The organism is Caldicellulosiruptor obsidiansis OB47, from assembly GCF_000145215.1.
In the GTDB taxonomy this organism is placed as follows: domain Bacteria; phylum Bacillota; class Thermoanaerobacteria; order Caldicellulosiruptorales; family Caldicellulosiruptoraceae; genus Caldicellulosiruptor; species Caldicellulosiruptor obsidiansis.
Window position 1 is genome coordinate 2,113,488 of record NC_014392.1, and the last position, 21,416, is coordinate 2,134,903.

Annotated in this window: 24 protein-coding genes and 3 tRNA genes; 8 read left to right on the forward strand and 19 right to left on the reverse strand. The window is 35.5% G+C overall.

What is annotated here, in order from left to right; translation table 11 throughout:
• Position 1: 1 nt before the first annotated feature.
• The 4 genes from topA to COB47_RS12810 are packed head-to-tail and all read right to left on the reverse strand — an operon-like array spanning position 2 to position 4,604.
• Positions 2–2,083, reverse strand: a complete 2,082-nt coding sequence (gene topA / locus COB47_RS09825; RefSeq protein ID WP_013291224.1) for a type I DNA topoisomerase — start codon at positions 2,081–2,083, stop codon at positions 2–4.
• A 31-nt stretch (positions 2,084–2,114) separates the two neighbouring features.
• Complete coding sequence (gene dprA, locus COB47_RS09830) at positions 2,115–3,212, reverse strand: DNA-processing protein DprA (RefSeq protein ID WP_013291225.1); 1,098 nt, start codon at positions 3,210–3,212, stop codon at positions 2,115–2,117.
• 32 nt (positions 3,213–3,244) lie between these two features.
• Positions 3,245–4,111 carry an RtcB family protein gene (locus COB47_RS09835; RefSeq protein ID WP_272941023.1) on the reverse strand — a complete coding sequence of 289 codons (867 nt, stop codon included), beginning with the start codon at positions 4,109–4,111 and terminating at the stop codon, positions 3,245–3,247.
• Positions 4,095–4,604 carry an RtcB family protein gene (locus COB47_RS12810; protein WP_272941024.1) on the reverse strand — a complete coding sequence of 170 codons (510 nt, stop codon included), beginning with the start codon at positions 4,602–4,604 and terminating at the stop codon, positions 4,095–4,097. Before COB47_RS12810 ends, COB47_RS09835 begins: the two co-directional genes overlap by 17 nt.
• A gap of 129 nt (positions 4,605–4,733) precedes the next feature.
• On the opposite strand from COB47_RS12810, the gene COB47_RS12660 reads away from it, so the two are divergent.
• Positions 4,734–4,865, forward strand: coding sequence for a glycerol-3-phosphate acyltransferase (locus COB47_RS12660; RefSeq protein ID WP_237698897.1), 132 nt, complete (start codon positions 4,734–4,736; stop codon positions 4,863–4,865).
• Positions 4,866–4,896: 31 nt separating this feature from the next.
• On the opposite strand, the gene COB47_RS09840 is transcribed toward COB47_RS12660, so the two are convergent.
• Positions 4,897–6,294 (reverse strand): radical SAM protein, encoded by a 1,398-nt coding sequence (locus COB47_RS09840; protein WP_013291226.1) that lies wholly within the window; start codon positions 6,292–6,294, stop codon positions 4,897–4,899.
• Positions 6,295–6,461: 167 nt separating this feature from the next.
• On the opposite strand from COB47_RS09840, the gene COB47_RS09845 reads away from it, so the two are divergent.
• The 5 genes from COB47_RS09845 to COB47_RS09865 all read left to right on the forward strand — a co-directional run bounded on the left by COB47_RS09845 (position 6,462) and on the right by COB47_RS09865 (position 9,832).
• Positions 6,462–6,779, forward strand: coding sequence for an ArsR/SmtB family transcription factor (locus COB47_RS09845; protein ID WP_013291227.1), 318 nt, complete (start codon positions 6,462–6,464; stop codon positions 6,777–6,779).
• Positions 6,780–6,935: 156 nt separating this feature from the next.
• Positions 6,936–7,361, forward strand: a complete 426-nt coding sequence (locus COB47_RS09850; RefSeq protein WP_013291228.1) for a Fur family transcriptional regulator — start codon at positions 6,936–6,938, stop codon at positions 7,359–7,361.
• Complete coding sequence (locus COB47_RS09855) at positions 7,358–8,221, forward strand: metal ABC transporter substrate-binding protein (protein WP_013291229.1); 864 nt, start codon at positions 7,358–7,360, stop codon at positions 8,219–8,221. Before COB47_RS09850 ends, COB47_RS09855 begins: the two co-directional genes overlap by 4 nt.
• A 23-nt stretch (positions 8,222–8,244) precedes the next feature.
• Positions 8,245–9,012 carry a metal ABC transporter ATP-binding protein gene (locus COB47_RS09860; protein ID WP_013291230.1) on the forward strand — a complete coding sequence of 256 codons (768 nt, stop codon included), beginning with the start codon at positions 8,245–8,247 and terminating at the stop codon, positions 9,010–9,012.
• A gap of 4 nt (positions 9,013–9,016) precedes the next feature.
• On the forward strand, positions 9,017–9,832 hold the full coding sequence (locus COB47_RS09865; protein ID WP_013291231.1) for a metal ABC transporter permease: 816 nt from the start codon (positions 9,017–9,019) through the stop codon (positions 9,830–9,832).
• Here COB47_RS09865 and COB47_RS09870 read toward each other — a convergent pair.
• The 11 genes from COB47_RS09870 to truD all read right to left on the reverse strand — a co-directional run bounded on the left by COB47_RS09870 (position 9,825) and on the right by truD (position 17,705).
• Positions 9,825–11,357: a YifB family Mg chelatase-like AAA ATPase gene (locus tag COB47_RS09870; RefSeq protein WP_013291232.1), complete on the reverse strand. Its 1,533-nt coding sequence runs from the start codon at positions 11,355–11,357 to the stop codon at positions 9,825–9,827. The genes COB47_RS09865 and COB47_RS09870 overlap by 8 nt on opposite strands.
• A gap of 109 nt (positions 11,358–11,466) precedes the next feature.
• Positions 11,467–11,542: transfer RNA gene (locus COB47_RS09875), tRNA-Lys, on the reverse strand.
• A gap of 185 nt (positions 11,543–11,727) precedes the next feature.
• Positions 11,728–12,159 (reverse strand): type VII toxin-antitoxin system HepT family RNase toxin, encoded by a 432-nt coding sequence (gene hepT, locus COB47_RS09880; RefSeq protein ID WP_013291233.1) that lies wholly within the window; start codon positions 12,157–12,159, stop codon positions 11,728–11,730.
• 31 nt (positions 12,160–12,190) lie between these two features.
• Positions 12,191–12,634: a type VII toxin-antitoxin system MntA family adenylyltransferase antitoxin gene (gene mntA, locus COB47_RS09885; RefSeq protein WP_408605198.1), complete on the reverse strand. Its 444-nt coding sequence runs from the start codon at positions 12,632–12,634 to the stop codon at positions 12,191–12,193.
• 375 nt (positions 12,635–13,009) lie between these two features.
• Complete coding sequence (locus COB47_RS09890; RefSeq protein ID WP_148217798.1) at positions 13,010–13,813, reverse strand: hypothetical protein; 804 nt, start codon at positions 13,811–13,813, stop codon at positions 13,010–13,012.
• Between the two features lie 192 nt (positions 13,814–14,005).
• Positions 14,006–14,158 (reverse strand): hypothetical protein, encoded by a 153-nt coding sequence (locus tag COB47_RS12240; protein WP_161596035.1) that lies wholly within the window; start codon positions 14,156–14,158, stop codon positions 14,006–14,008.
• Positions 14,155–15,126: a hypothetical protein gene (locus COB47_RS09895; protein ID WP_013291236.1), complete on the reverse strand. Its 972-nt coding sequence runs from the start codon at positions 15,124–15,126 to the stop codon at positions 14,155–14,157. The genes COB47_RS12240 and COB47_RS09895 overlap by 4 nt, the downstream gene beginning before the upstream one ends.
• 28 nt (positions 15,127–15,154) lie before the next feature.
• A complete protein-coding gene (locus tag COB47_RS09900; RefSeq protein WP_013291237.1) occupies positions 15,155–15,781 on the reverse strand; it encodes a hypothetical protein in 627 nt (208 codons plus the stop codon).
• A 530-nt stretch (positions 15,782–16,311) separates the two neighbouring features.
• Positions 16,312–16,387, reverse strand: a tRNA-Gln gene (locus tag COB47_RS09905).
• A gap of 13 nt (positions 16,388–16,400) precedes the next feature.
• Positions 16,401–16,477: transfer RNA gene (locus tag COB47_RS09910), tRNA-His, on the reverse strand.
• A 58-nt stretch (positions 16,478–16,535) separates the two neighbouring features.
• Complete coding sequence (gene truD, locus COB47_RS09915) at positions 16,536–17,705, reverse strand: tRNA pseudouridine(13) synthase TruD (RefSeq protein WP_013291238.1); 1,170 nt, start codon at positions 17,703–17,705, stop codon at positions 16,536–16,538.
• A gap of 147 nt (positions 17,706–17,852) precedes the next feature.
• Here truD and COB47_RS09920 point away from each other — a divergent pair, with 147 nt between their 5' ends.
• Together COB47_RS09920 and rpmB are read left to right on the forward strand one after the other, a co-directional pair.
• Complete coding sequence (locus tag COB47_RS09920) at positions 17,853–18,920, forward strand: bis-aminopropyl spermidine synthase family protein (RefSeq protein WP_013291239.1); 1,068 nt, start codon at positions 17,853–17,855, stop codon at positions 18,918–18,920.
• Positions 18,921–19,003: 83 nt separating this feature from the next.
• Complete coding sequence (rpmB, locus tag COB47_RS09925) at positions 19,004–19,192, forward strand: 50S ribosomal protein L28 (RefSeq protein WP_013291240.1); 189 nt, start codon at positions 19,004–19,006, stop codon at positions 19,190–19,192.
• Between the two features lie 133 nt (positions 19,193–19,325).
• Here the strand turns inward: rpmB and COB47_RS09930 are convergent, their stop codons facing one another.
• The 3 genes from COB47_RS09930 to COB47_RS09940 form a co-directional block, all read right to left on the reverse strand.
• The gene (locus COB47_RS09930; RefSeq protein ID WP_148217799.1) at positions 19,326–19,523 is read right to left on the reverse strand and encodes a hypothetical protein; all 198 of its coding nucleotides are present in this window, start codon (positions 19,521–19,523) and stop codon (positions 19,326–19,328) included.
• A gap of 96 nt (positions 19,524–19,619) precedes the next feature.
• A complete protein-coding gene (locus COB47_RS09935; RefSeq protein ID WP_013291241.1) occupies positions 19,620–20,378 on the reverse strand; it encodes an alpha/beta hydrolase in 759 nt (252 codons plus the stop codon).
• An 18-nt stretch (positions 20,379–20,396) separates the two neighbouring features.
• Positions 20,397–21,410 (reverse strand): LacI family DNA-binding transcriptional regulator, encoded by a 1,014-nt coding sequence (locus COB47_RS09940; protein WP_013291242.1) that lies wholly within the window; start codon positions 21,408–21,410, stop codon positions 20,397–20,399.
• Positions 21,411–21,416: the final 6 nt, after the last annotated feature.

A 21,416-nucleotide genomic window follows, 5' to 3' on the forward strand; every position in this document is an offset into this window, starting at 1 on the left:
CCTACTCACCTTTTTCTCCCATTTTTTCTTCATACAGGCAGTTTTCATTTGAACATACAAGCTTTTTATTCCCTTTCCTGCCCTTTTCAAACATGAGACTGCCGCACTTTGGACAGTTTTTGGCTGGCTTTTCCCACAAAATGAGGTCACAGTCAGGATATCCTTCGCACGTGTAATATCTTTTGCCTTTTTTGGACTTCTTTTCTATTACCTTTTTGCCACACTTTGGACACAACACATCAAGGTAATCGTAATAGGGTTTTGTGTTTTTGCATTCAGGATATCCTGGACATGCCAAGAATTTTCCATATCTGCCTTTTTTTATCACCATTTTTCTTCCACAGTTTTCGCATACAATGTCTGTCTCCTCATCCTCAACCTTAACCTTTAGCAAAGTAGCTCGTGCTATCTCAAGTTCCTTTTCAAGCGGCTGGTAGTATTTTCTTACAACTTCAGTCCACTCAATCTTTCCTTCCTCAATCTTGTCAAGGTTGCTCTCCAGCTCTGCAGTAAATTCAATGTCTATTATGTCTTTGAAATATTCTTTAAGTATATTTGTTACAAGTTTGCCAAGCTCTGTTGGTTTTAAAAACCTATCTTCTTTGACAACATATCCTCTCTCCAGAATTGTCTGGATTGTTGGAGCGTACGTGCTCGGTCTTCCTATGCCCTTTTCTTCTAAAGCCTTTATTAAGGTTGCTTCAGTATAGCGAGAAGGCGGTTGAGTAAAATGCTGTTTGCTCTCAAGTTTTATGGGCTTTAAAACCTCTCCTTCACTAATTTCTGGAAGCTGATTTTCCTCTTCTTCATCCTCTGTGTCTTTACCCTCGACGTACACTTCCATGAACCCTGCAAACTTGAGCTTTGACCCTGTGAGCCTGAAAACATAGCCTTCCACTTCAAGCTCGGCTGAAAGAACATCATATATACTGCTTTCCATCTGCGACGCTAAAAACCTGTCATAAATGAGTTTGTACAGCTTGTACTGCTCAGGTGTCAAAGAATCTTTTATACTCTCAGGGTTCATCTCTAAGTAGGTGGGTCTTATAGCCTCGTGAGCATCCTGCGCATCTTTTTTTGTTTTGTAAACCCTCGGCTTTTCGGGAAGATATTCTCTACCGAACTTCTGTGCTATGAGTTTTCGTGCTGCCTGCTGTGCCTCCTCAGAAATTCTTGTAGAATCTGTTCTCATATATGTTATAAGACCGACGCTTCCCTCTCCTTTTATCTCAACACCTTCATATAGCATCTGAGCAACTGCCATTGTCTTTGCAGGAGTAAACCTTAACTTTCTTGACGCTTCCTGTTGAAGGGTGCTCGTGATAAATGGTGGTGGCGGATTTTTCTTCTTTTCTGAAACCTTTAGCTTTACAACCTTGAACTCCTTATTTTTTATCTTTTCTTCAATCTCTTGGATCTGACCCTGGTTTTTAAGCTCAATCTTCCCCTTCTTATCCCCATAAAACTTTGCTTTAAATTCTTGGGCATCTTTTTTAAATACCGCTTCTAACGTCCAGTACTCTTCAGGCTTAAAATTTTCTATCTCCTCTTCTTTTTCAACCACAAGCTTTGTCGCAACAGACTGCACTCTTCCTGCTGAAAGTCCACCTTTGACTTTTTCCCACAAAAACGGACTGAGCTTATATCCAACAAGCCTGTCTAAAACTCTTCGTGCCTGCTGGGCATTGACAAGGTTCTGGTCAATTGGCCTTGCATTTTTCAAAGATTCCTGAACAGCTTTTTTGGTTATCTCATTGAATGTAATCCTCACATTGTCATTTACATCAAGTCCCAAAATAGTAGCCAAATGCCATGAAATTGCCTCACCTTCCCTGTCGGGGTCTGTCGCAAGGTAGACCTTTTCTGCAGCCTCAGCAGATTTTTTGAGCCTGTTTATTACATCCGCCTTACCTCTGATGTTGATATACTTAGGCACAAAACCATTCTCTATGTCAACCCCCAAATCGCTCTTTGGAAGGTCTCTGACATGTCCCATTGAAGCCTCTACCTTGAATTCCTTGCCAAGATACTTTGCAATTGTTTTAGCTTTTGCAGGTGACTCAACAATGACAAGCTTTTTCAATGAGATTTTACCTCCTGTAAGTAGATTTTTTTCAAAGTTTAGAAATTATGTTTCCTCGGTCTCTTACAACCTTTGACTTTATCTCAAGTGAAGTAATTAAACTTGCAATCTTACCAGGATCCCATCCTGTTAGCGCAATCAAATTTTCTACGTGCATCTTACCATTTTCATCTAAAAGCTTTATCAACCTTTTCTCATCATCTGTCAGTTCTTCTTCATCTTCTTTGTCGGCAAAGCTCAGCTGGGCAGGTTTTAAAGAATAAATCTCCTTTATGTCCTCAAGAAAATCCTCATACGAACATATAATCCTTGCACCTTCTTTTATGAGCCTGTTTGTGCCGCTACTCTTTTGCGAAAAGATGTTACCAGGCACCGCAAATACCTCTTTTCCCTGCTCCAAAGCAAAGTCAACTGTTGAAAAAGTACCGCTCTTGGTTGAAGCTTCAATCACAACCAAACACGGTGAAAACATTGCAACAATCCTGTTTCTCTGTGGAAAATTCATTTTCTCAGGCAAAGTGCCTGGCAAAAACTCAGACACAACGCACCCACTTTCTATAATCTGACGGTAGAGTTTTAAGTTCTCTTTTGGATACACAATATCAACTCCACAGCCCAAAACAGCTATTGTCTTCCCGGTTTCAAGTGCACCTGCATGACAAAAACTGTCAATCCCCCTTGCCATTCCGCTAACAACCACAATTCCCAAGGAAGCCAGCAGACTTGCCAGCTCTTTTGCAACTCTTTTGCCATAGTAAGTAGGTTCTCGTGTACCAACCATTGATATTTTACGCGGAAATTTAAGAAGTTTTGCATCTCCTTTTACAAACAGCATAACTGGTGCATGGTCAAAAACTTTGAACTCATCAGGATACAACCTATCGTCTTCAAGTATTATATTTATACTATTTCTCTCACAAAATTCAAGAATTTTTTCAGCCTTTGCAGTATCAGAGTTTTTTATCTCATCTTTAAGGTGACCAAAAATACCTTCTGCTTCCAGTTCTTTTCTATTAAGATAAGCATCTTTTAGACTTTTGTACCTATTCTTTATCTGCCTAAACTTCTTAGGTCCTATCCCTTTTATGCTGTAAAGCCACAAAGAATAAATTAGGTCTTCCCTGTTCATTTTCTCCCTCATCTCAAACCAAATTTGTAATATTAATCCTTCCCCTTAATAACCCCAAGCGGCTCCATTTTAGCAACAGGAGTAGCAAGCCGTGATGTAATAACCGAATTTATTACAACTTCGATATCTTTATAACTCTGTGGACTTTCGTCCAAAAAGTCTTTGAGGTTTTTGGTGTTTATAAGAATCTCTCCATCCTGACCCTGTTTTAATGCTTTTGAAAATTCTTCGATGGAAATTGTCTTTTTTGCCTTTGTGCGCGATAAAACCCTACCTGCACCATGGTTTACCGTGTGATAGCTTATTATATTGTCCTGTATCCCCCTCATCAGATATGAACTTGAACCCATGCTGCCCGGCAAGATTACAGGATGTCCTGTATCAGCAAATTTAGGATTTGGAATCAAATAGTGGTTTGGTGGTAGTGCTCTTGTTGCCCCTTTTCTTATAACAAGCTTTTCTCTGTTTGCAAATCTCTCCATGTACGCAATGTTATGAGCAACGTCATACAAAACCCAAGCGTCAATTGAGTGTTTTTCTAAGACTGATATTATGAAATTGCTCATATAATGTCTGTTTATCTTTGCATATATAGCTGCTGACTGCATAGCTTTAATATAATCTTTTGCAACCTTGTTGTCAATTGGCAAAAAGGTAAGCTGCGGATCGGGTGTTGTGATACCCTTGGATTTCATGACGTCCTTGAATTTCTTCTGATAATAATCGCCAATGACCGCTCCAAACCTTCGCGAACCAGAATGTATCATCACAACAAACTGCCCATCGAAAAGGCCCCATTTCTGCGCTACTTCTTTGTCCAGCACATGAAGTTTTTGAAACTCTATAAAGTGATTTCCTCCACCAAGGGTTGCAAACTGTTCTTTACCAACCAATCTCATAAGCCTCATCCGGTATTGTATCAAGGTCAAAATCATAAATAGGAACCATCCTGTCCGAAATGTCTTTATCAATCTCTGTATTTTGAAGATACTCCTCATACTTTGCCTTGGAAAGTGCTATTTTTTTGTTTTTCTTTCCAACACCAGTCGGAATCAAATCTTCTACTTCATCCATTATCTTCTTCAAAAGAGCTTTATCTATATCATCTGCAAACTTGTCTGTCAGTATTAATCTCATACCACAGCCTATGTCAACACCAACAATCGTTGGTGAAATCCATGCCTTTGACATGTCCCAAACAATTATTGTGCCAATTGAGGTCCCTTTGCCTATATGTGCATCTGGTGTGTAGCCTAAAAACTCTACATTTGGAATCTGGGATGCGTTTTTGGCCTGCTGGAGCACCCCTTCGTCAAGGTCTTTTAAAATCTCTTCTGTCATGAAGAATATCGCATAGTCATTTGTATAAACACCATCTCTTATCTTTTTCATAAAAAACCTTCACCACCGGTTTTGTTTTTTAATCTTCATAAATAGCTCATAATGCATTAAAATATTATTAAATACCATATTAGTGAAACCAATTTTTGGAAAACGAAAGAAAGAAGGAAGCATCCTTTTTTGTATATTATCACAAAGAAGTTCTTCAATAAAGATATTACCCATTTTTATGACAAAAACCCAGGTGCCACAAATGCATTCAGAATATCAAGCAATAAAAAAAAAGCAAGCTATCCCTTTTTCGGGAAATAGCTTGCTTTAAGTTACAACTCTTTCACCAGTTTTAACCCTTGACCTCTTGAATCACAGACAAGTCAACCTTGTTCTGAGGAACACCCTGTTTTCTCTGCTCCCAGAGCTTATCTGCAACCCTGCCCCAAGCCTCTGAATATTCGATAAGTTTGTTTGCAAGTTCTTCAGCTGTCTCTGTCTCACCGCCAATCTGAGTTGGACGCGCACCAGATTCTTCAACAATCTTTTTGAGCTTGAGTGGATTGTCTATCATAGGACATGGTCGCAGATGGTTCTCATTAAATGGAATATTCCTCCTGTATGCCATAAACAGTGGAGATTTTAAAGCATCCAAAAGCGAACATTCTTTTATATTGACATTTGAAAAATGTATAAATGCGCAAGGTTCAACATCACCGTTTGCGTTGATATGAAGATATCTTCTTCCGCCTGCAATGCACCCACCAGCAGGTTCTCCATCGTTCCAGAAATCAAGCACAAATATCGGTTTTGACCATCTTATCTCTTCTATTCTCTTGTACATGTAAGCTCTTTGCTCTGGTGTTGCCATGTAAGAGATGTCTGCATCTTTTCCAACAGGAACATAAGTAAAGTACCATCCAAACTTTGCTCCTTTTTCTATCAAGAAGTCTACATATTCATCAGAAGATACCTCTTCAACGTTGTATCTGTGATATGTGGTTGAAAATCCAAACACGACACCTGCTTCTTTGAGCTTTTCCATTGCAGTTACAACCTTCTTGAAAACACCTTGGCCACGTCTTTCATCTGTTGACTTTTCAAATCCATCTATGCTAATTGCAAATGCCAAGTTGCCCACTTTTGCAACCTTGTCGATGAAATCATCGTCAATCAAAGTAGCATTTGTAAATGACAGGAATACTGTATCCTCATATTTTTCACAGAGTTTTAAAATATCGTCTTTCCTTAAAAGTGGCTCTCCACCTGAGAAGATTATAAAGTAAATTCCAAGCTCCTGAGCTTCTTTTACAACCCTGTCAAGTACTTCATAGTCAAGTTTTGCAGCCTTGTGGTATTCTCCTGCCCAACATCCTTTGCAGTGCAGGTTACAAGCAGCTGTCGGGTCAATCAAAATTGCATATGGAATATTTATGTCATATTTCTTGATAAGTTCAAGTTGTTTTGGAACACCAATAAAACCAGCATTCAGGAAGAAATTAATGAGAATTCTTTCTCTCACTCTTGGATTTGTCTCCTTAATAATCCTCATTGCATAGTGATGCCATGAACTGTTAGGGTCGAGCAGATACTTTTTGGCATTTTGGATATACCATTTGTCTCTATCACGTCTTACTATCTTTTCTGTCAGGTCTAAAATCTTACCTATGTTCTCCTCCGGATTGTTTGCAAGATATCTTATTACCTGCTTTAGAACTGTTTCACCTATTATCTTCTTTGGAAGTTCCATAACTTTTTCACCCCTTCTTTCTTGCTTGACTTTAATTATAACTCTTTATTTTTCAATATGTCAATAGTTATATATGCATATGTGTATAAAAGTATGTTTATTTTTTTTCAAAAACGTGATATAATGATACTTGTCATAACTACTTCTTGAGCGAAGGGGAGCAAAAAATGACAAGGCTAAATGAAATACTATATGCACTTTCTGACATAACAAGGCTCAGAATTTTAAATATATTAGCACACCGCGAACAAAATGTAAGTAGTCTTGTTCAGTTGATTCAGGAAAGCCAGCCAAAAGTGTCTCGCCACCTTGCTTATCTTAAAAATGTTGGGCTTATAGAAGCCAGAAACCATGCGCAAAAAAGAATTTATTCAATAAAAGAGGATGTGTTTGAAAAATATCCATTTTTGATGGCTCTTATTCAAGACCTTGCGAAGGTAGATATATTTGCGAATGATTTGAGACTTTTGTCCTCTCTTAGTTAAAGCTTGTGTTTTAATTAAAAACAAAGAGACCTCCTTGCCTAAACAAATAAGCCAAGGTGGTCTTTTTTATTTTTTGCAGGTCTTGACTTTTTTATTAACAGGAATTATAATGGGGGATACATGTTGTTGCAAATTATTTGCAAGTAGGTGGAAAGGATGAAGTGTCAAGATATAAAGTTAATTCTAAACTCACACAATATAAAAGCTACCCGGCAAAGGGTTGAAATATATAAGGTTTTGCAAAAGACACAGCAGTGTTTATCTGCTGATGAGATACTGCAAGCTCTTGAAGCACAAAACCTGAAAATTGACCTTGCAACGGTTTACAGAAACCTTGAACTTTTTGTTCAAAATGGTATAGCAATAAAATCTACTATCAATAGAAAGCATTTTTTCGAGATAAAGAAAAGTAGCCATTATCACTATTTTGTATGCATAAAGTGCAATGAAAAAGCCGAAATTGTAGACTGTAAGATAAATCTAATTGAAGAGGAACTAAACAAAATGAACTTTAAAATTCTGGATCACAATTTGGAAGTGTATGGAATATGCGATAAATGTTGTGGGAGGGAGGAACAATGAAGAGGATAAAGTTACTATTTATAGTTCTACTTGTTAGTATTATAGTTTTCTTGAGTGGATGCAAAAATGAAGCTGTAACTACCACCAAAGGCACAGTCTACACTACTATCTATCCTTTGTATTCTATTACAAAACTTATAGCAGGACAAAAACTGACAGTTGAAAAGCTTGTAAAGGACGGTGCGGAGATTCACTCATTTGAACCATCTTCACGTGACATTGCCAAGCTTACATCAGCAAAAGCGGTGATATATCTCGGGCTTGTTGATGAATGGGTTAAAAAACCTCTTGAGGGAACAAGCGTCAAAATTTTTAGAGCATCTGAAGGTATAGAGTTTATAGATAGTGACCCTCATATATGGACATCACCAAGGCTTTTAAAGAAAATGGCAAGAAACATTGAGTATGCCCTGACAAGCTTAGATCCAAAAAACAAAAGTTATTACCAAGAAAATGTTTCAAAGCTAATTGCAAGTCTTGATAGACTTGATAAGGAATTTTCTTCTGTTGTGAAAAACTCAAAAAGAAAAGAATTTCTAATTGCCCATCCCTCTTTTGGATACTTAGCAAGAGACTACAGCCTCAAGCAGTATTCAATTACAGGTGTGAATGAAGAAGAAGAGCCCTCCGCTCAAAAAATGAAAGAGATTGTTCAGCTTATAAAGGAAAAGAACATAAAGTACATTCTTGTTGACCCAAATGAAAATTTGCCTGCTGTAAAGACCATCGCAAGAGACACTGGTATCAAAATTGTAAACATCTACGGAATGGGAATTGTAAATTCTTCTCAAGCAAAAAATGAGACAATACTCAGCCTTATGGAAAAGAACTTAAAAGCATTTGAGATGGTCCTAAAATAAATGTTGCGGGAGAGAAAACCAGAATGATTGAACTTATAGATGTAAACTTTTATATTGACCAGAAAAGAATTCTAAAAGACATAAACCTCAAAGTTCAAAAAGGTGAGTTTGCTGCCATAGTCGGACCAAACGGTTCTGGTAAGACCACACTCTTGAATATAATCTCAGGGATTTACACCCCTACAAGTGGAAAAAGACTAATATTTGGCAAACAGCATCTTACCCCGCAGGATAGGCAGAAAATATCTTTTGTTCCTCAAAAGGTCACAAATTTTAACCAGAGCTTCCCTTTGAGCGTTTTTGAAACTGTACTTTTAGGACTGGTGCCAAAAAAGGGATTGTTTCAGAGATTTTCAAAACAGGACTTAGAAAAAGCCGAAAGCATTTTAGAAAAGCTTCAAATAAAGCAGCTCAAAAACAGTCTCATAGGCCAGCTTTCTGGCGGACAGCAGCAAAGAGTGTTTTTAGCACGCGCGCTCATATCCGACCCACAAATACTTCTTTTAGATGAGCCAACTGTTGGAATAGACAGTCTCTCTGAGCAGCTTCTTTTTGAAATTCTTGGAGAGAAAAAGAAAGAAGGAACCACAATATTGATGGTAACACACGATGTGTATGCTGTAACTCAGCATGCTGATACCATAATCTGTATGGGGGATGGTATGATTTACACTGCTTGCAGCGCAAAAGACTTTTCCCCTTCAAAGTTTGAAAGTGTGTACAAATACAAGATCAAGAAAATTGAGCACAGACACTCTTATACTAAAAAAGAACAAAATAACAGGATGTGATATTATGCTTCAATATGAATTTATGCAAAGGGCTCTTTTAGCAGGTGTGCTGGTTAGCATTATGACCTCGCTTGCAGGAAACTTTCTTGTACTCAAGAGGTTTTCACAGATGGGAGACTCTCTTTCACACACAGCAATTGTTGGCGTTGCAGCGGCACTGCTATTTAATTTCAGTCCAACCATCGGCGCAATTATCTCAACAGTTGGATTTGCTATAGTTCTTGAGTATTTCAAATCAAGATTTAAAAGGTTTGAAGAAGTATCTCTTGCCCTTGTGTCAATCACTGCTCTGGGCCTTGCATCAGTTTTGTTTGGAATTTTAAAAAGCAGTAGCAACTTAATGAGCTTCCTTTTCGGAAGCATAGTCACAATTGGAAATGAAGATGTGTGGATCATCCTTGCAGTATGCCTTGTAACAGTTACTTTTATAGCCATGTTCAGAAAAAAACTTATTTTTGCTACATTTGATGAAGTTAGCGCAAAGGTCTCGGGAATAAATACAAAACTACTTGATTTTTCTTTAAACATAATTTCAGCAACAATAATAGCAGTCTCTCTAAAAATTGTAGGTGGGCTTCTTATTTCAAGCTTGCTTGTCTTTCCTACAGCAATAGCAATGAGATTTGCAAAAAATTTTAAATATCTTCAAATAGGGTCACTTCTGATATCTTTATTTGCAATATTAGCAGGACTTTCTGCCTCATATTATATTGATATACCTCCAGGTGGAGCAACAGTTTTGACGTTTGTAATTATCTTTTTCATAATTGAACTTATCAATATCACAAGAAAAAGAACTGTCGCTAAAACTTTTAAATAAGCCTTCTTTCCAAAAGCCTGTAAGAGATTGCCTCTTGCAGGTGTTCTGCTTTTATCTCGCTACTGCCTTCCAAATCAGCAATTGTTCTTGCAACCTTCAAAATTTTGGTATATCCTCTAAGCGACAGTCCCAAGGTATTAAATGCCTTTTCAAGAAGCTGCTTTTCTTTCTTTGAAAGTCTGCAAAATTTGTTTACAAGAGATCCTTTCATTTGAGAATTATAAAATATGCCAAGCCCTTTGAACCTTTCAAGCTGAATTTGTCTTGCTCTTTCTACCTCTCTTCTCATAGCTGCTGAATCTTTGCAAATTGAGGAATCAAAGTTTTCAAGCTTTACAGACTTTACCTCAACCTGAACATCAATTCTGTCCAAAATTGGACCAGAAATCCTTCCAAGATACTGCTTTATTTGAGCAGGGGTGCACGTACATTCCCTTTCATCAGACAAAAAATAACCACATTTACAAGGATTCATGCTACATACAAGCATAAACCTTGCAGGATATTCAACAGATGCGTTGACCCTTGAAATTGTCACATATCCATCTTCAAGGGGCTGGCGAAGAACCTCTATTGTCTTTTTATCAAATTCGGGAAACTCATCCAAAAACAAAATTCCATTGTGTGCAAGTGAAACCTCTCCTGGTTTTGGAACCTTACCCCCACCAATTATAGCAATTGAAGAAGATGTGTGGTGAGGACTTCTAAAAGGTCTTGTAGTGACAAGCGCCTGACCGTCTTTTAAAAGCCCTGCACAGCTGTAAATTTTTGTTACTTCCAAGCTCTCTTCAAAGGTCATTTGGGGCAAAATTGTTGGTATGCGCTGAGCGATCATGGTTTTGCCGCTTCCTGGTGGACCTATCAAAAGAAGGTTGTGCATTCCCGCCACTGCTATCTCAACTGCTCTTTTGACATATTCTTGACCTTTGACCTCTGAAAAATCAACGTCATATGTAAAAGTATCAAGAAGATTCATTTCATCTATTTCAACCTTATGAGGAATAGCACTCTGAGGATCATCCAAAATCTCAACAGCTTCTTTTAAAGTTTTCACAGGAAAAACATCAATTCCTCTCACAACGCTACATTCTGCCCTGTTCTCATAGGGAACAATAATCTTTTTGATACCATTTTCCAAAGCTGCGATTGTCATAAGCAAAGCTCCATTTACTTTCTTGACACTTCCATCAAGAGAAAGCTCTCCAATTATTGCAATCTCATGCGGGTTGATTTTAGGATTTATCTGCTCAGACGACTTTAGCACAGAAATAGCTACAGGCAGGTCAAAAGATGAGCCTTCCTTCCTGGTGCTTGCAGGTGCAAGATTTACAATTATTTTTCTGGTTGGAAAATCAAAGCCGCTGTTCTTTATTGCCACCCTGATTCTTTCTTTTGCTTCTTTAATAGTCACATCAGGAAGGCCAACTATATCAAAACTCGGAAGGCCATTTGACATGTCTGTTTCAACTGTAACAATATAGCCTTTTATGCCAAGGTAAGAAGATGTCAAAACTTTTGCAAGCATTTTTTATATAGCTTTTCCTTTCCTTTTTTATTAAAACTTTATCATAGCAAACTTCATTTTTCAATATAAACAAAAAAGCCCTTTTTTCAAGGGCTTATGTTCTTGAAGATGGTGAGCCATCCGCGACTCGAACGCGGGACACCCAGCTTAAAAGGCTGGTGCTCTGCCTACTGAGCTAATGGCCCATATATAAGATGCATTGTTATTATAGCTGATGTTTGCTGACTCTACAATACCAAACATTTGTTTGTAATAATTAGATAGACACTACAATTTTCCAACATATGAAAGTATCAATTGAAATAATATTGGTATCTAAATCCATCTTTTACCTTAATAACATTAATCATGACAATTAATTGTAAAAATATCAATTATTTTGGATATACTTTTTTATGCAACAAATATATTCCTCAAAATCTTTTGTATTTTCTTTCAAAAACTTATAAACCAAGTTATCATCAATTTCCCAATAAAGATGTACCAGTTTATTTCTGAATCTTGCCATCTGAAAAAGCCTTCTGCTAAATTCATCATTAATAATGCCTAATTGAGCTAATGTTAAAAATATATCTGCATACGTTTCAGGTGTTCTTATATTTTTGCTTTTTGTTTGTTCTATTGAAATTATTCTATTACCAATGTTAATACATGTTTCAATTGCAACTTGCAAATACCTCTGCGCTGCACCTTTTAAGATTTCATTTGTTATATATTCTTCAAAATCAACTTTTGATATGTCTTTTAACAACTCTGTACATTTTTTCAAGAGGTTTAAATGAAATAATATTTTTTCGTCCATATCTTAAAAACAAACTCCTTTCGATAAATCTTTACAAAGATTTTAAAAATTCCCTATAAAATTCTTCCCTGTAAGGCTTTATATCAAGATACTTTGAAATGACCTCTGTTTGAAAGTCAACTATTTTTTCTATATTACTACAGTAAACTATCTTCCCAGTTTTTAATACTCCATATCTAACAGACAAAGGTGCATTATTGAGAATAACAAGATCAATTTCATCAGTTTTAAATATTTTCATAAGCCCATCAAGAATTTCATTCTCAAGTTCTTCCACTGTTCCTTTAGAAAGTTCCATATCAAATAAAATTGCTATGTCTATATCAGAAAGCGGAGTATACGTGCCCATTGCAAATGAACCAAAAAGATAAGCAACAACAACCTTGTTACCAAACCTGCTGAAAAATGCACCTAAATCTTTAATAACCTCTTTAGCATGATTAATATCAATTTTATTTCTTCTTATCATTCTCAAAGCACCTTCTATTATCTTTTTATTCTAATTAACTTTTTTCACCTTCGTCTTATCCCCAAGTTTAGTTTAGAAAAATTGTAATACAAAAACTTACCAACTAATCTTCGAAAGAAAATATACTTTTGCAGATATAATGTGCAACCAACAAAGATAACAAAAATTTTATTTGCAGGACTATTAGAATACTGAAATACAAACACAACTATAAACATAAAAGAAAAAATTATCAACTCTCTTATATAGTGATTCAAAGCATTTCTAGAATTATTTTATCAAAAATTCCTGAGTTGCGCAATAAAAGAGGATGCCCTTTGTTTAAGAACATCCTCTTTTTGCTATATTTACTCCTGTTAATACCAAATCAATTGTTAACTTTTAAAGTTGATTACACAACTGCTTAAACTTATTTTTCTTAGCTAATAATATACTAAGAACAAGAACCCCTGTTCCAATGAGTAAAAATATAGCTATTAAAACATTTTTTCTTCTTTCTTCCTCATTTTTAATAACCTCGTACAAAGGCGGATATGGAGGTCCTCCATATTCAATTTTTTCAGGCGCTTCCTTCAATAGTTTGCCATAATTTTCAACCTCATCTAATATCTCTTTTGGTCTTTTATTTAATGCGTCTTTTATCACATTAAAATCACGTATCTTATCCTCAAATCCTTTTACCCCTGCCGCCCACCAATTACCGTCATCTGATACCACATATAAAGACTCTCCTCGCCAAAAACCTGGATAAAAAATTTTTACCCTGGGGTTTAAACCTTTATCAGTTAGAAATTTTTTCATATTTTCAACCGCTTCGCCCAATTCAGGAGATACAGGACTAAACTCAAAAATTTTATAATCCCCTGTATCTTCATAAAATTTAATCAACATATAACCAACAGGTTTGCTATCATAAAAAATTATTCGTGCCCAACCTTTTTCAACAAACTCAGTATTCAGCGTATCGTTCCAGGAGTTAAATTTCAAATTTTTTACTTTTTCTTTTAATTCGTTGCTAATATAAATATAATCTGCCTTATTTTTTCTATTTTTATTTATAACAGGAAAGTTAAATGGTTCAATATATAGATACTCCTCACTTACCTTAAATTTTTCAATATCACAAGGACCTTGAAAACCAATTACAGAAGCAATATCTTTTTTATAGCTTTCATCTTTTTCCATCGGACCTGTTAAAAAGGCTCTGAGCATTCCTTCAGCCGCAAACTGTCTTCTGAGTTTATTTACTTCATCATTATGATCAATAACAAAACTCGCACTAACAGCTGTCGGTATAAGCCATATTGTGAATATCAAAGGTGTTATAATTCCAATAATTAATTTCCAATATCTCATGAATCATTCCTTCTCATTTTATTACAATATTTCGCCAGGTGCAAGTATTCTCAATACCTCTTGGACATTTTTGTTTATATTCTGATTCTTACCAAGAAGGAGGTCATTGTACCTTACCACAAAAATATTTAAAGTCTTGACAAAGACCATAATTTTAAAATACAAATGGTTCACTGTATAGATACTTCTTTTCTGTGTTTAGAAAATAAATTCACACCTGCAACAAAAATTGCTGTTATAGATAGCAACAATGTCGCAACTAAAACATTTTTTATCTTTTCCTTTTTTTCACTTGCAGTTTCATACAAAGGTTTATATGGACTTCCGCCAATTTTTATATTGTCTGGATCTTTTTGCATCTCATCAAGAAAATTCAATATCTCTTTTGGTCTGTTATTTAAACCGTCTATTATTTCATCAAAACTCCATATTTTCTTTCTATACATTTGCGGATTTGAAGAATCTGTAGCATCAGCACACCACCAGTTGCCATCTTCAGAAACAACATATAATGACCTTTCAAGAGCGTCAACAATTTTAACATTCGGATGTTGTCCTTTGCTTCTTAAAAATTCCTTCATAAATATAATTGCTTCTCCTAACCCACTGTATCCCATTGTTGATTCTGAAATAATATAATCATTATAATTTTTATCCCAATCAATTAACATGTATCCAACAGGTTTTCCGTCGTAAAAAATTATTCTTGCCCACCTCTTTTCAACAAATTCTGTATTGAGTGCATCTTTAAATGTTCTGAATTTTAAATTTTTTATTTCATTTTTGAAACCTTCTTTTACATATAAAATTCTGGTGTGCCCGTTAGATGCTAATTTCGACTCTAAAGGAAATACAAACAATCTGTAAACTTCATACTCCTCACTCAATTTAAACTTTTTGAGATCATAAGAACCTTTATTGCCAGTAAGATTATCCAATTGCACTTTAAAAGAACTATCTCTATTTAAAAGTTCAAACAGAGCATTCAAATGAGATTCAGCCAGAAACTGTCTTTTAAGTTTCATAATTTCATCGTCATGGTTTATAGTAGAATCTGAATTAGCAAATACTAATATTGGCATGCCAAGTAAACACGCTATTATTAACACTAATATCATTAAAAAGAGGTTACATCTTCTCATAGTCTCTTCTCTCCTTTCCATCTTTTTATCAAGGCTTATAAACTTTTATGGCATCTATTAATTCCCAATCAAAATCATTATCTCTCAATTCTGAATCAGGTATAGTTCTTATATAACCAACTGCTGAATCCATTACCAATACAAAATTTTTTAAACTACCATTATCAAAATATTGCCATACACCGCTCAATACTGCAAAATGCCCAGGAACATTTATTCCTATCGGGCTTCTTAAATTGATTATCTGCTCACATATTTGACCGTTGGTTATTGTATTACCGTATACAGAGTACATGCGCGAAGAACCAACACCATAATAGCTGAGCACTCTTTGTATATCAGAAAGCGCTCTTTGTATATCAGAAAGCGTTGCGCCTTGATTTACGTAACTTCCATAGATATATTTCACTATATCCCACTGTGTTGCCTCTCTCCCAAAACCTAAATAGTTTTTGCAATAGTAAAGTATTGACTCACACCCTGCTGCCCAGCACCAATTTGAATATGCCTGCCTTACCTTTTTAACTGGAAGTTCAACATACGTAACTGTATTTTCTGCAAATGCATCACTAAGGTTCAGTAAGAGTAATGTAAAAAACACAATAGCACTAATCACAATTCTTTTGTGCCTTCCCTTTTTTAGTTTTTTGACCATATCTTCTCATCCCCTTGACATTATACTGTTTGTCTCTCTCAATATACCTCGTTTTTTAATTTTATTTTCAGTTTAGAACTTCCAGTTATAGTTTATAATTATGGTTTTTAATTTCAATAAACTATATTGTTTTCTTTTTGCAATATTTTGTACCCAAATTTGTATTATTTTGTCTTGTCAAAGGAAAATTTTTACCTTCGATTGTTTACTGTTGTTAAATAAAATATATATTTTATTTCTTGCATTCTAATTACACACTGATAAAACAAATATAAATCCAAATGGGAAAAATTATCTGAAATGATTCTGATGAACTGATCCAAAGAAAATTTTCAGAACAATCTGACTTTTATGATTTAAACTCTGCGATTGGTGGTGTTGATTTCTTCAAGAGAATGTATCTATTATTCTTCTTAAAATCCTGCATCCTATTTTGCCTTTAAAATTGGCTGCAGGACTTGTTACTTTTTAATTTTTATTGCCAACTTTTGCTAATCATCTAATCCTTGATATTGCTACAAAAATAAAAATGGCTGGGGTGGGTGGATTCGAACCACCGGAATGCAGGAGTCAAAGTCCTGTGCCTTACCGCTTGGCGACACCCCAACATAATTTAAAATGGGGTGGATAATGGGACTCGAACCCATGACCTCCAGGGCCACAACCTGGCGCTCTAACCAACTGAGCTATATCCACCACTTCTTCAACAAGCATATCATATTATAAAGGCTAAGCCTTTGTTAGTCAATAGCGATTATGTGTTTGTAATCGTTAAACTTTTTATAAGCATCGTAGCAAAAGAACCGGCAGGAAGATAGAATTTTATCCTAAGCTTATAATACCCATTATAAAAATCATCTTCTTCAAAATCAGAAATTTCAAGATTTTCTGGAAAGACTATAGCAGGTCTTAAAAATGATTTAAAATACCAACTTTTAATTTTCTTTGTATCAAAGTCAGAAGGCTTTACTCCTCTTTCATTTAAAATCTCTAAAATAGCGTTATTTACAATATCATTTACATATGGTATTTTTGATGAAACAGTTGGAATCTGAAGGTTTTTTAAGCTATTTAAAGACTTTGTTGAAAGTGTAGTGTAAATCAAGTAGTCTATAATTTTTCCTTTTACAGGTTTTAACAAATCAGCATAATAGGGCAAAACTGCAATCAATGTCCTGTTCCAAATATAGCTCTGGTAAGCAGAAAGAAAAATAGACATCTCTTCTTTGGGAATAAGATTGAGTGCTTCGATTAAATAGTGTTTGCTCTTGCCTTTTAGAAGAGTCTTTATAATATCTCTTTCTACCTTTGTTTTACAAAGAGGTAGTATCTTTTCAAAATCTCCCCAGAGTTCAGCTATTTTCTTTTTTCTCTCTTTTTCTTCTTTTTTATCTTCAGGATGAATGGTAGTAAAGTAAAGTTTGAGAGCACCGTTGTAATGTTTTTTAATAATCTTTTCTCCTATGAACTCATCTTCACTTTGGGTGCTTCCAAACCGCTGGTCGTCAAAGTAGTTGGGAAAACCAAACTGCTGTACTTCATTCAGTCTTCGTAAAATTTTTTCATCCTTATTTTTTAATTTTCTTATTGTTATTTCAAAAAAATTCCCTTCGAGAATCAAAGGGGATACAAAATCATCTGAATACCCTATGAACTGAACCTTTACATTTTCTCTGTCAAAATTTATGGTATATTCTCTTGGTACAGAAATATACTGAAAAGTAAATGCGTGTCTGTCTTTTCTGCCTGCACATCCAATCTTTTCTATAGGAATCCTGTTCTCCTTTGAAATGAATCTGAGAGCATCAACAGTGTTCCAGTGTCTTTTTGTTAAAAGATAAATTTTGTATCTGCCCGACGGTTTTATCTCAAGATTGATTTTTTCTCTCACAACAAAATCCTCTGGTACAACCTTAATCTTCAAGCTATTATCACCCTTTTAAATCCACAATTTTTCAAAAGTCTTATTGACACCTTATTTTATTATGATATCATTATATATTGTTGTCAACAAACTATTTTGCTGGAAGAAAAATTGGGTAACAATAAATCTTATGAGGAGGTGGTAGGAGTGGATGTATTAAAGGGTGCTGTTGATTTTGTACAGGACAAGACAAAGGTTGAAGTAAACCAAAGAGATATAGAAAAGATACTGTCAGCGCTGAACTCCACAAACCATTTTTGGGAAGTTATTTTCCTTTCACAAAAACCATTTGCTGTGGTAAGAGAAACAATCAACTATCTAATTTCAATAGATTTTGTTAAGACAGACGAATCGGGAAATTTGATATTAACAGAAAAAGGAAAAGAATTCATAAGCGCTAACAACATTCCTGTTGTAAAAAATTACACCTGTTCCTGTTGTGAAGGAAGAGGAATAGTTTTCTCTGAAATCAAAGATGCTTATGAAAAGTATAAAGAAATTGTTAAGACAAGACCTGATGCAATAGTTGAGTATGACCAGGGGTATGTCACAGAAGAAACAGCATACTCACGAATTGCGCTGATGATTAAAAAAGGAGACCTGGTTGGAAAAAGGCTAATAGTTTTTGGAGACGATGACCTTGTGTCAATAGCAGCAGCACTGACAAAACTTCCAAAAGAGGTCATAGTTTTAGAGATTGACAAACGTCTTGTTGACTTCATAAATCAGGCTGCAAAAGAACACAATTTAAACCTCAAAGCTATTGAATATGACTTTAGAAACAAACTTCCTGATGATTTTGTAAAAAGCTTTGACACATTTACAATAGATCCACCAGAGACAATTGAGGCTTTAGACCTTTGCTTTACAAGAACAATTTCAAGCTTAAAAGGTGCAGGCTGTGCAGGCTACTTTGGTCTTACAAATATCGAAGCTTCACTTACAAAATGGTATGAATTTCAAAAACTTCTTTTGAACAAGTTCAGCGCAGTTATAACAGACATTATTGAGAACTTCAACCATTATGTAAACTGGAACTATCTGTTGCCGTCGCTGGAAAGTAGCCTTGCTTTTGTAAATGTTCAGCCAAAGCTCAACTGGTACACATCAAGCATGTACAGGATTGAGCTTGTAAAGGACATAGATATCAAAAATGAGTATATCAACTGTGAGCTTTATATAGACAAAGAAGCAATCCTTTATAAAGAAAATTAATCCTTGCTCTTTTTCTCTTTTTTATGTTAAAATATTGTGTGGCTTTTTTAAGCTTCTGTTGAGAAAAGGGAGGGAAATCATAGATGGCAATGTGCGAAGTTTGCGGTAAAAAAGTTGCTTTTGGAAATAAGGTCAGCCACTCAAACAAGAAATCAAGAAGAACATGGAAGCCAAATGTAAAGAAAATAAAAGTTCTCCTGCAGAATGGTCAGAGAAAGAGAATATATGTCTGCACAAGCTGTATAAAGGCTGGCAAGGTTGTCCGTGCTTAAAAATAGAAAAGTTCAAGATAAGCAATCAAAGTTTATCTTGAACTTTTTTCTTTATTTATCATCACTTATTTTAAACAGCTTTTTTATTAACTTGCTCAAAAACCTTGGCATTTTAAACACCATGATTCTCATTTTACTTCCATCTCCCATCTTTCAAAAATAGATATATTCCTGCACCTATTAATAAGACTGCGATTATAAACGCCAAAAGCCATGGAGGCATCAGTAGCGATATCAGAATCCCTATACCAATGAGAAGTAGTGCAAGACCCAACCATTTTTTGTTTTTGTGCGAAAAATGCTTGCTCATACCATAAATATATTCTTTCAACAGCTGGTTTTATTCTATTATATTCATTTGAAAGTAGATGGGTGACAAAAAAAAGGGTGGAAACTTTTTTTTGTGTCCACCCTTTTGTATTTTTTCTCAATCCTTCAAAAACTCAACCGTTTTATCAAGTACTAGTCTTTCCCATTCATACTTGTTAAATGTATGGTCAGCACCTTCAATTTCAATAAACTCAGCCCTATCCCCTAAAATCTGTTTATATTTTCTTCCAACCTCGATGAGTACAGCTTGATCATTTGTACCGTGCAAAATCAAAACCTTACCAGGATATCTCTTTATTTCTTCAAAGAAATCATACTTTTGCAAATCGTGATAAAAATCCTGAGAAAGTAAAAGTCCTCCCAAGTCTATATATCCCTTTTCTTTGATGGTTGGATTTGTCTCAACAACATTTTTTGCAATCTCTTTCATATTACCTGCAGGCGCCCACAGAACCACCTTGTAAAGTTTTTCTTTATACTCACCAGCAAGATAAGAAGATATTGCACCGCCAAGCGAAAGTCCAACTATTGAAATCTTCTGCTTGTCAACAAAATCAAGAGAAAATAGATACTCTAAAATACAGCGTGCATCGTCAATCTCACGCGTAACAGTCATATCATAAAACTCTCCGTCTGACTCACCAGAACCCGCAAAGTCAAACCTCACGCTTGCAATCCCATGTTGTTCTAAAAGCCGCGAGAGTTTTACAAAGATAAAATGTGGTTCCATTTTGTTCCCTGTAAATCCGTGAAATATAGCAACAGCAGGAATTTTCCCCTCGTATTCATCAGGCATGTGCAAGTAACCTCTTAACACCTGACCTATTTTGTTTTTAATCTCAACATGTTTTTGCATTCAAAATCCCCCTTGTCTTTATATTGCTCTGCAGGTTTCTCCCTCAATAATTGAGTGCTGAACAATCAATCTTTTGTATGTCTTGTACGGCTCTTCAAGCTCTTTTATTAGCATTTCAGCAGCATAATATCCTAAATAAAATACATTGGTATTGACAGTGGTCAGCCTTGGTGAGGATAACTTCGAAAAAATGGATTCATTGAAGCCTATGACAGACACATCATACCCTACTTTTAAATCAAGTTCCCTGCATGCTCTAATTAGTGCATATGCAACAACCTCATCAATACAAACAATAGCTGTTGGCCTGTTAGGAAGCATCAACATCTGCTTTGCCTTTTCATACGAGCTTTGCTCATCAAACTCAGTAAACATAATATATTGGTTCTCAACTGGAATTTTGTATTTGGCAAGAGCACTTTTGTAACCCGAAAGCCTATCTTGAGTCAAAACAAGATTTTCCATTCCACCCAGAAAACCTATTCGAGTATGTCCAAGCCGAATTAGATACTCTGTTGCATCAAACGCAGCCTTTTTATTGTCGTTGTCAACCCAGTTTACATAGTCTTTGTCCTTGTCAGGCGACCCTATCAGCACAAAAGGAAATTTTAGATTTCGCAAGTATTTTATTGCATAGTCGTTTATACGTGACGTCAAAAGTATAAACCCATCAACTTTCTTGCTTTTTATCAGCCTCTCTAAACTCTCCTTTTCCTTTTCTGGAGGTACAATCGAAAGTACTATTTCATATTCAGTGTTGTTTATATAACTGCAGATACCAGAAACAACCTGGTCAAAAAATGTAGATGTTAACGCTTGCTCAAGCTTTCTTGGCATAAAAATGCCCACCGAATAAGCCTTCTTCATAACAAGACTTTTCGCACTTGCATTCGGAATATATCCAAGTTTTTCTATAGCTTCCATCACCCTCTTGGTGGTCTCAGGAGAAATCTTTGCTTTACCAGACAACACTCTTGATACCGTGGAAGGTGAAACACCTGCTTCTCTCGCTATGTCTTTAATTGTTACCATCTTACT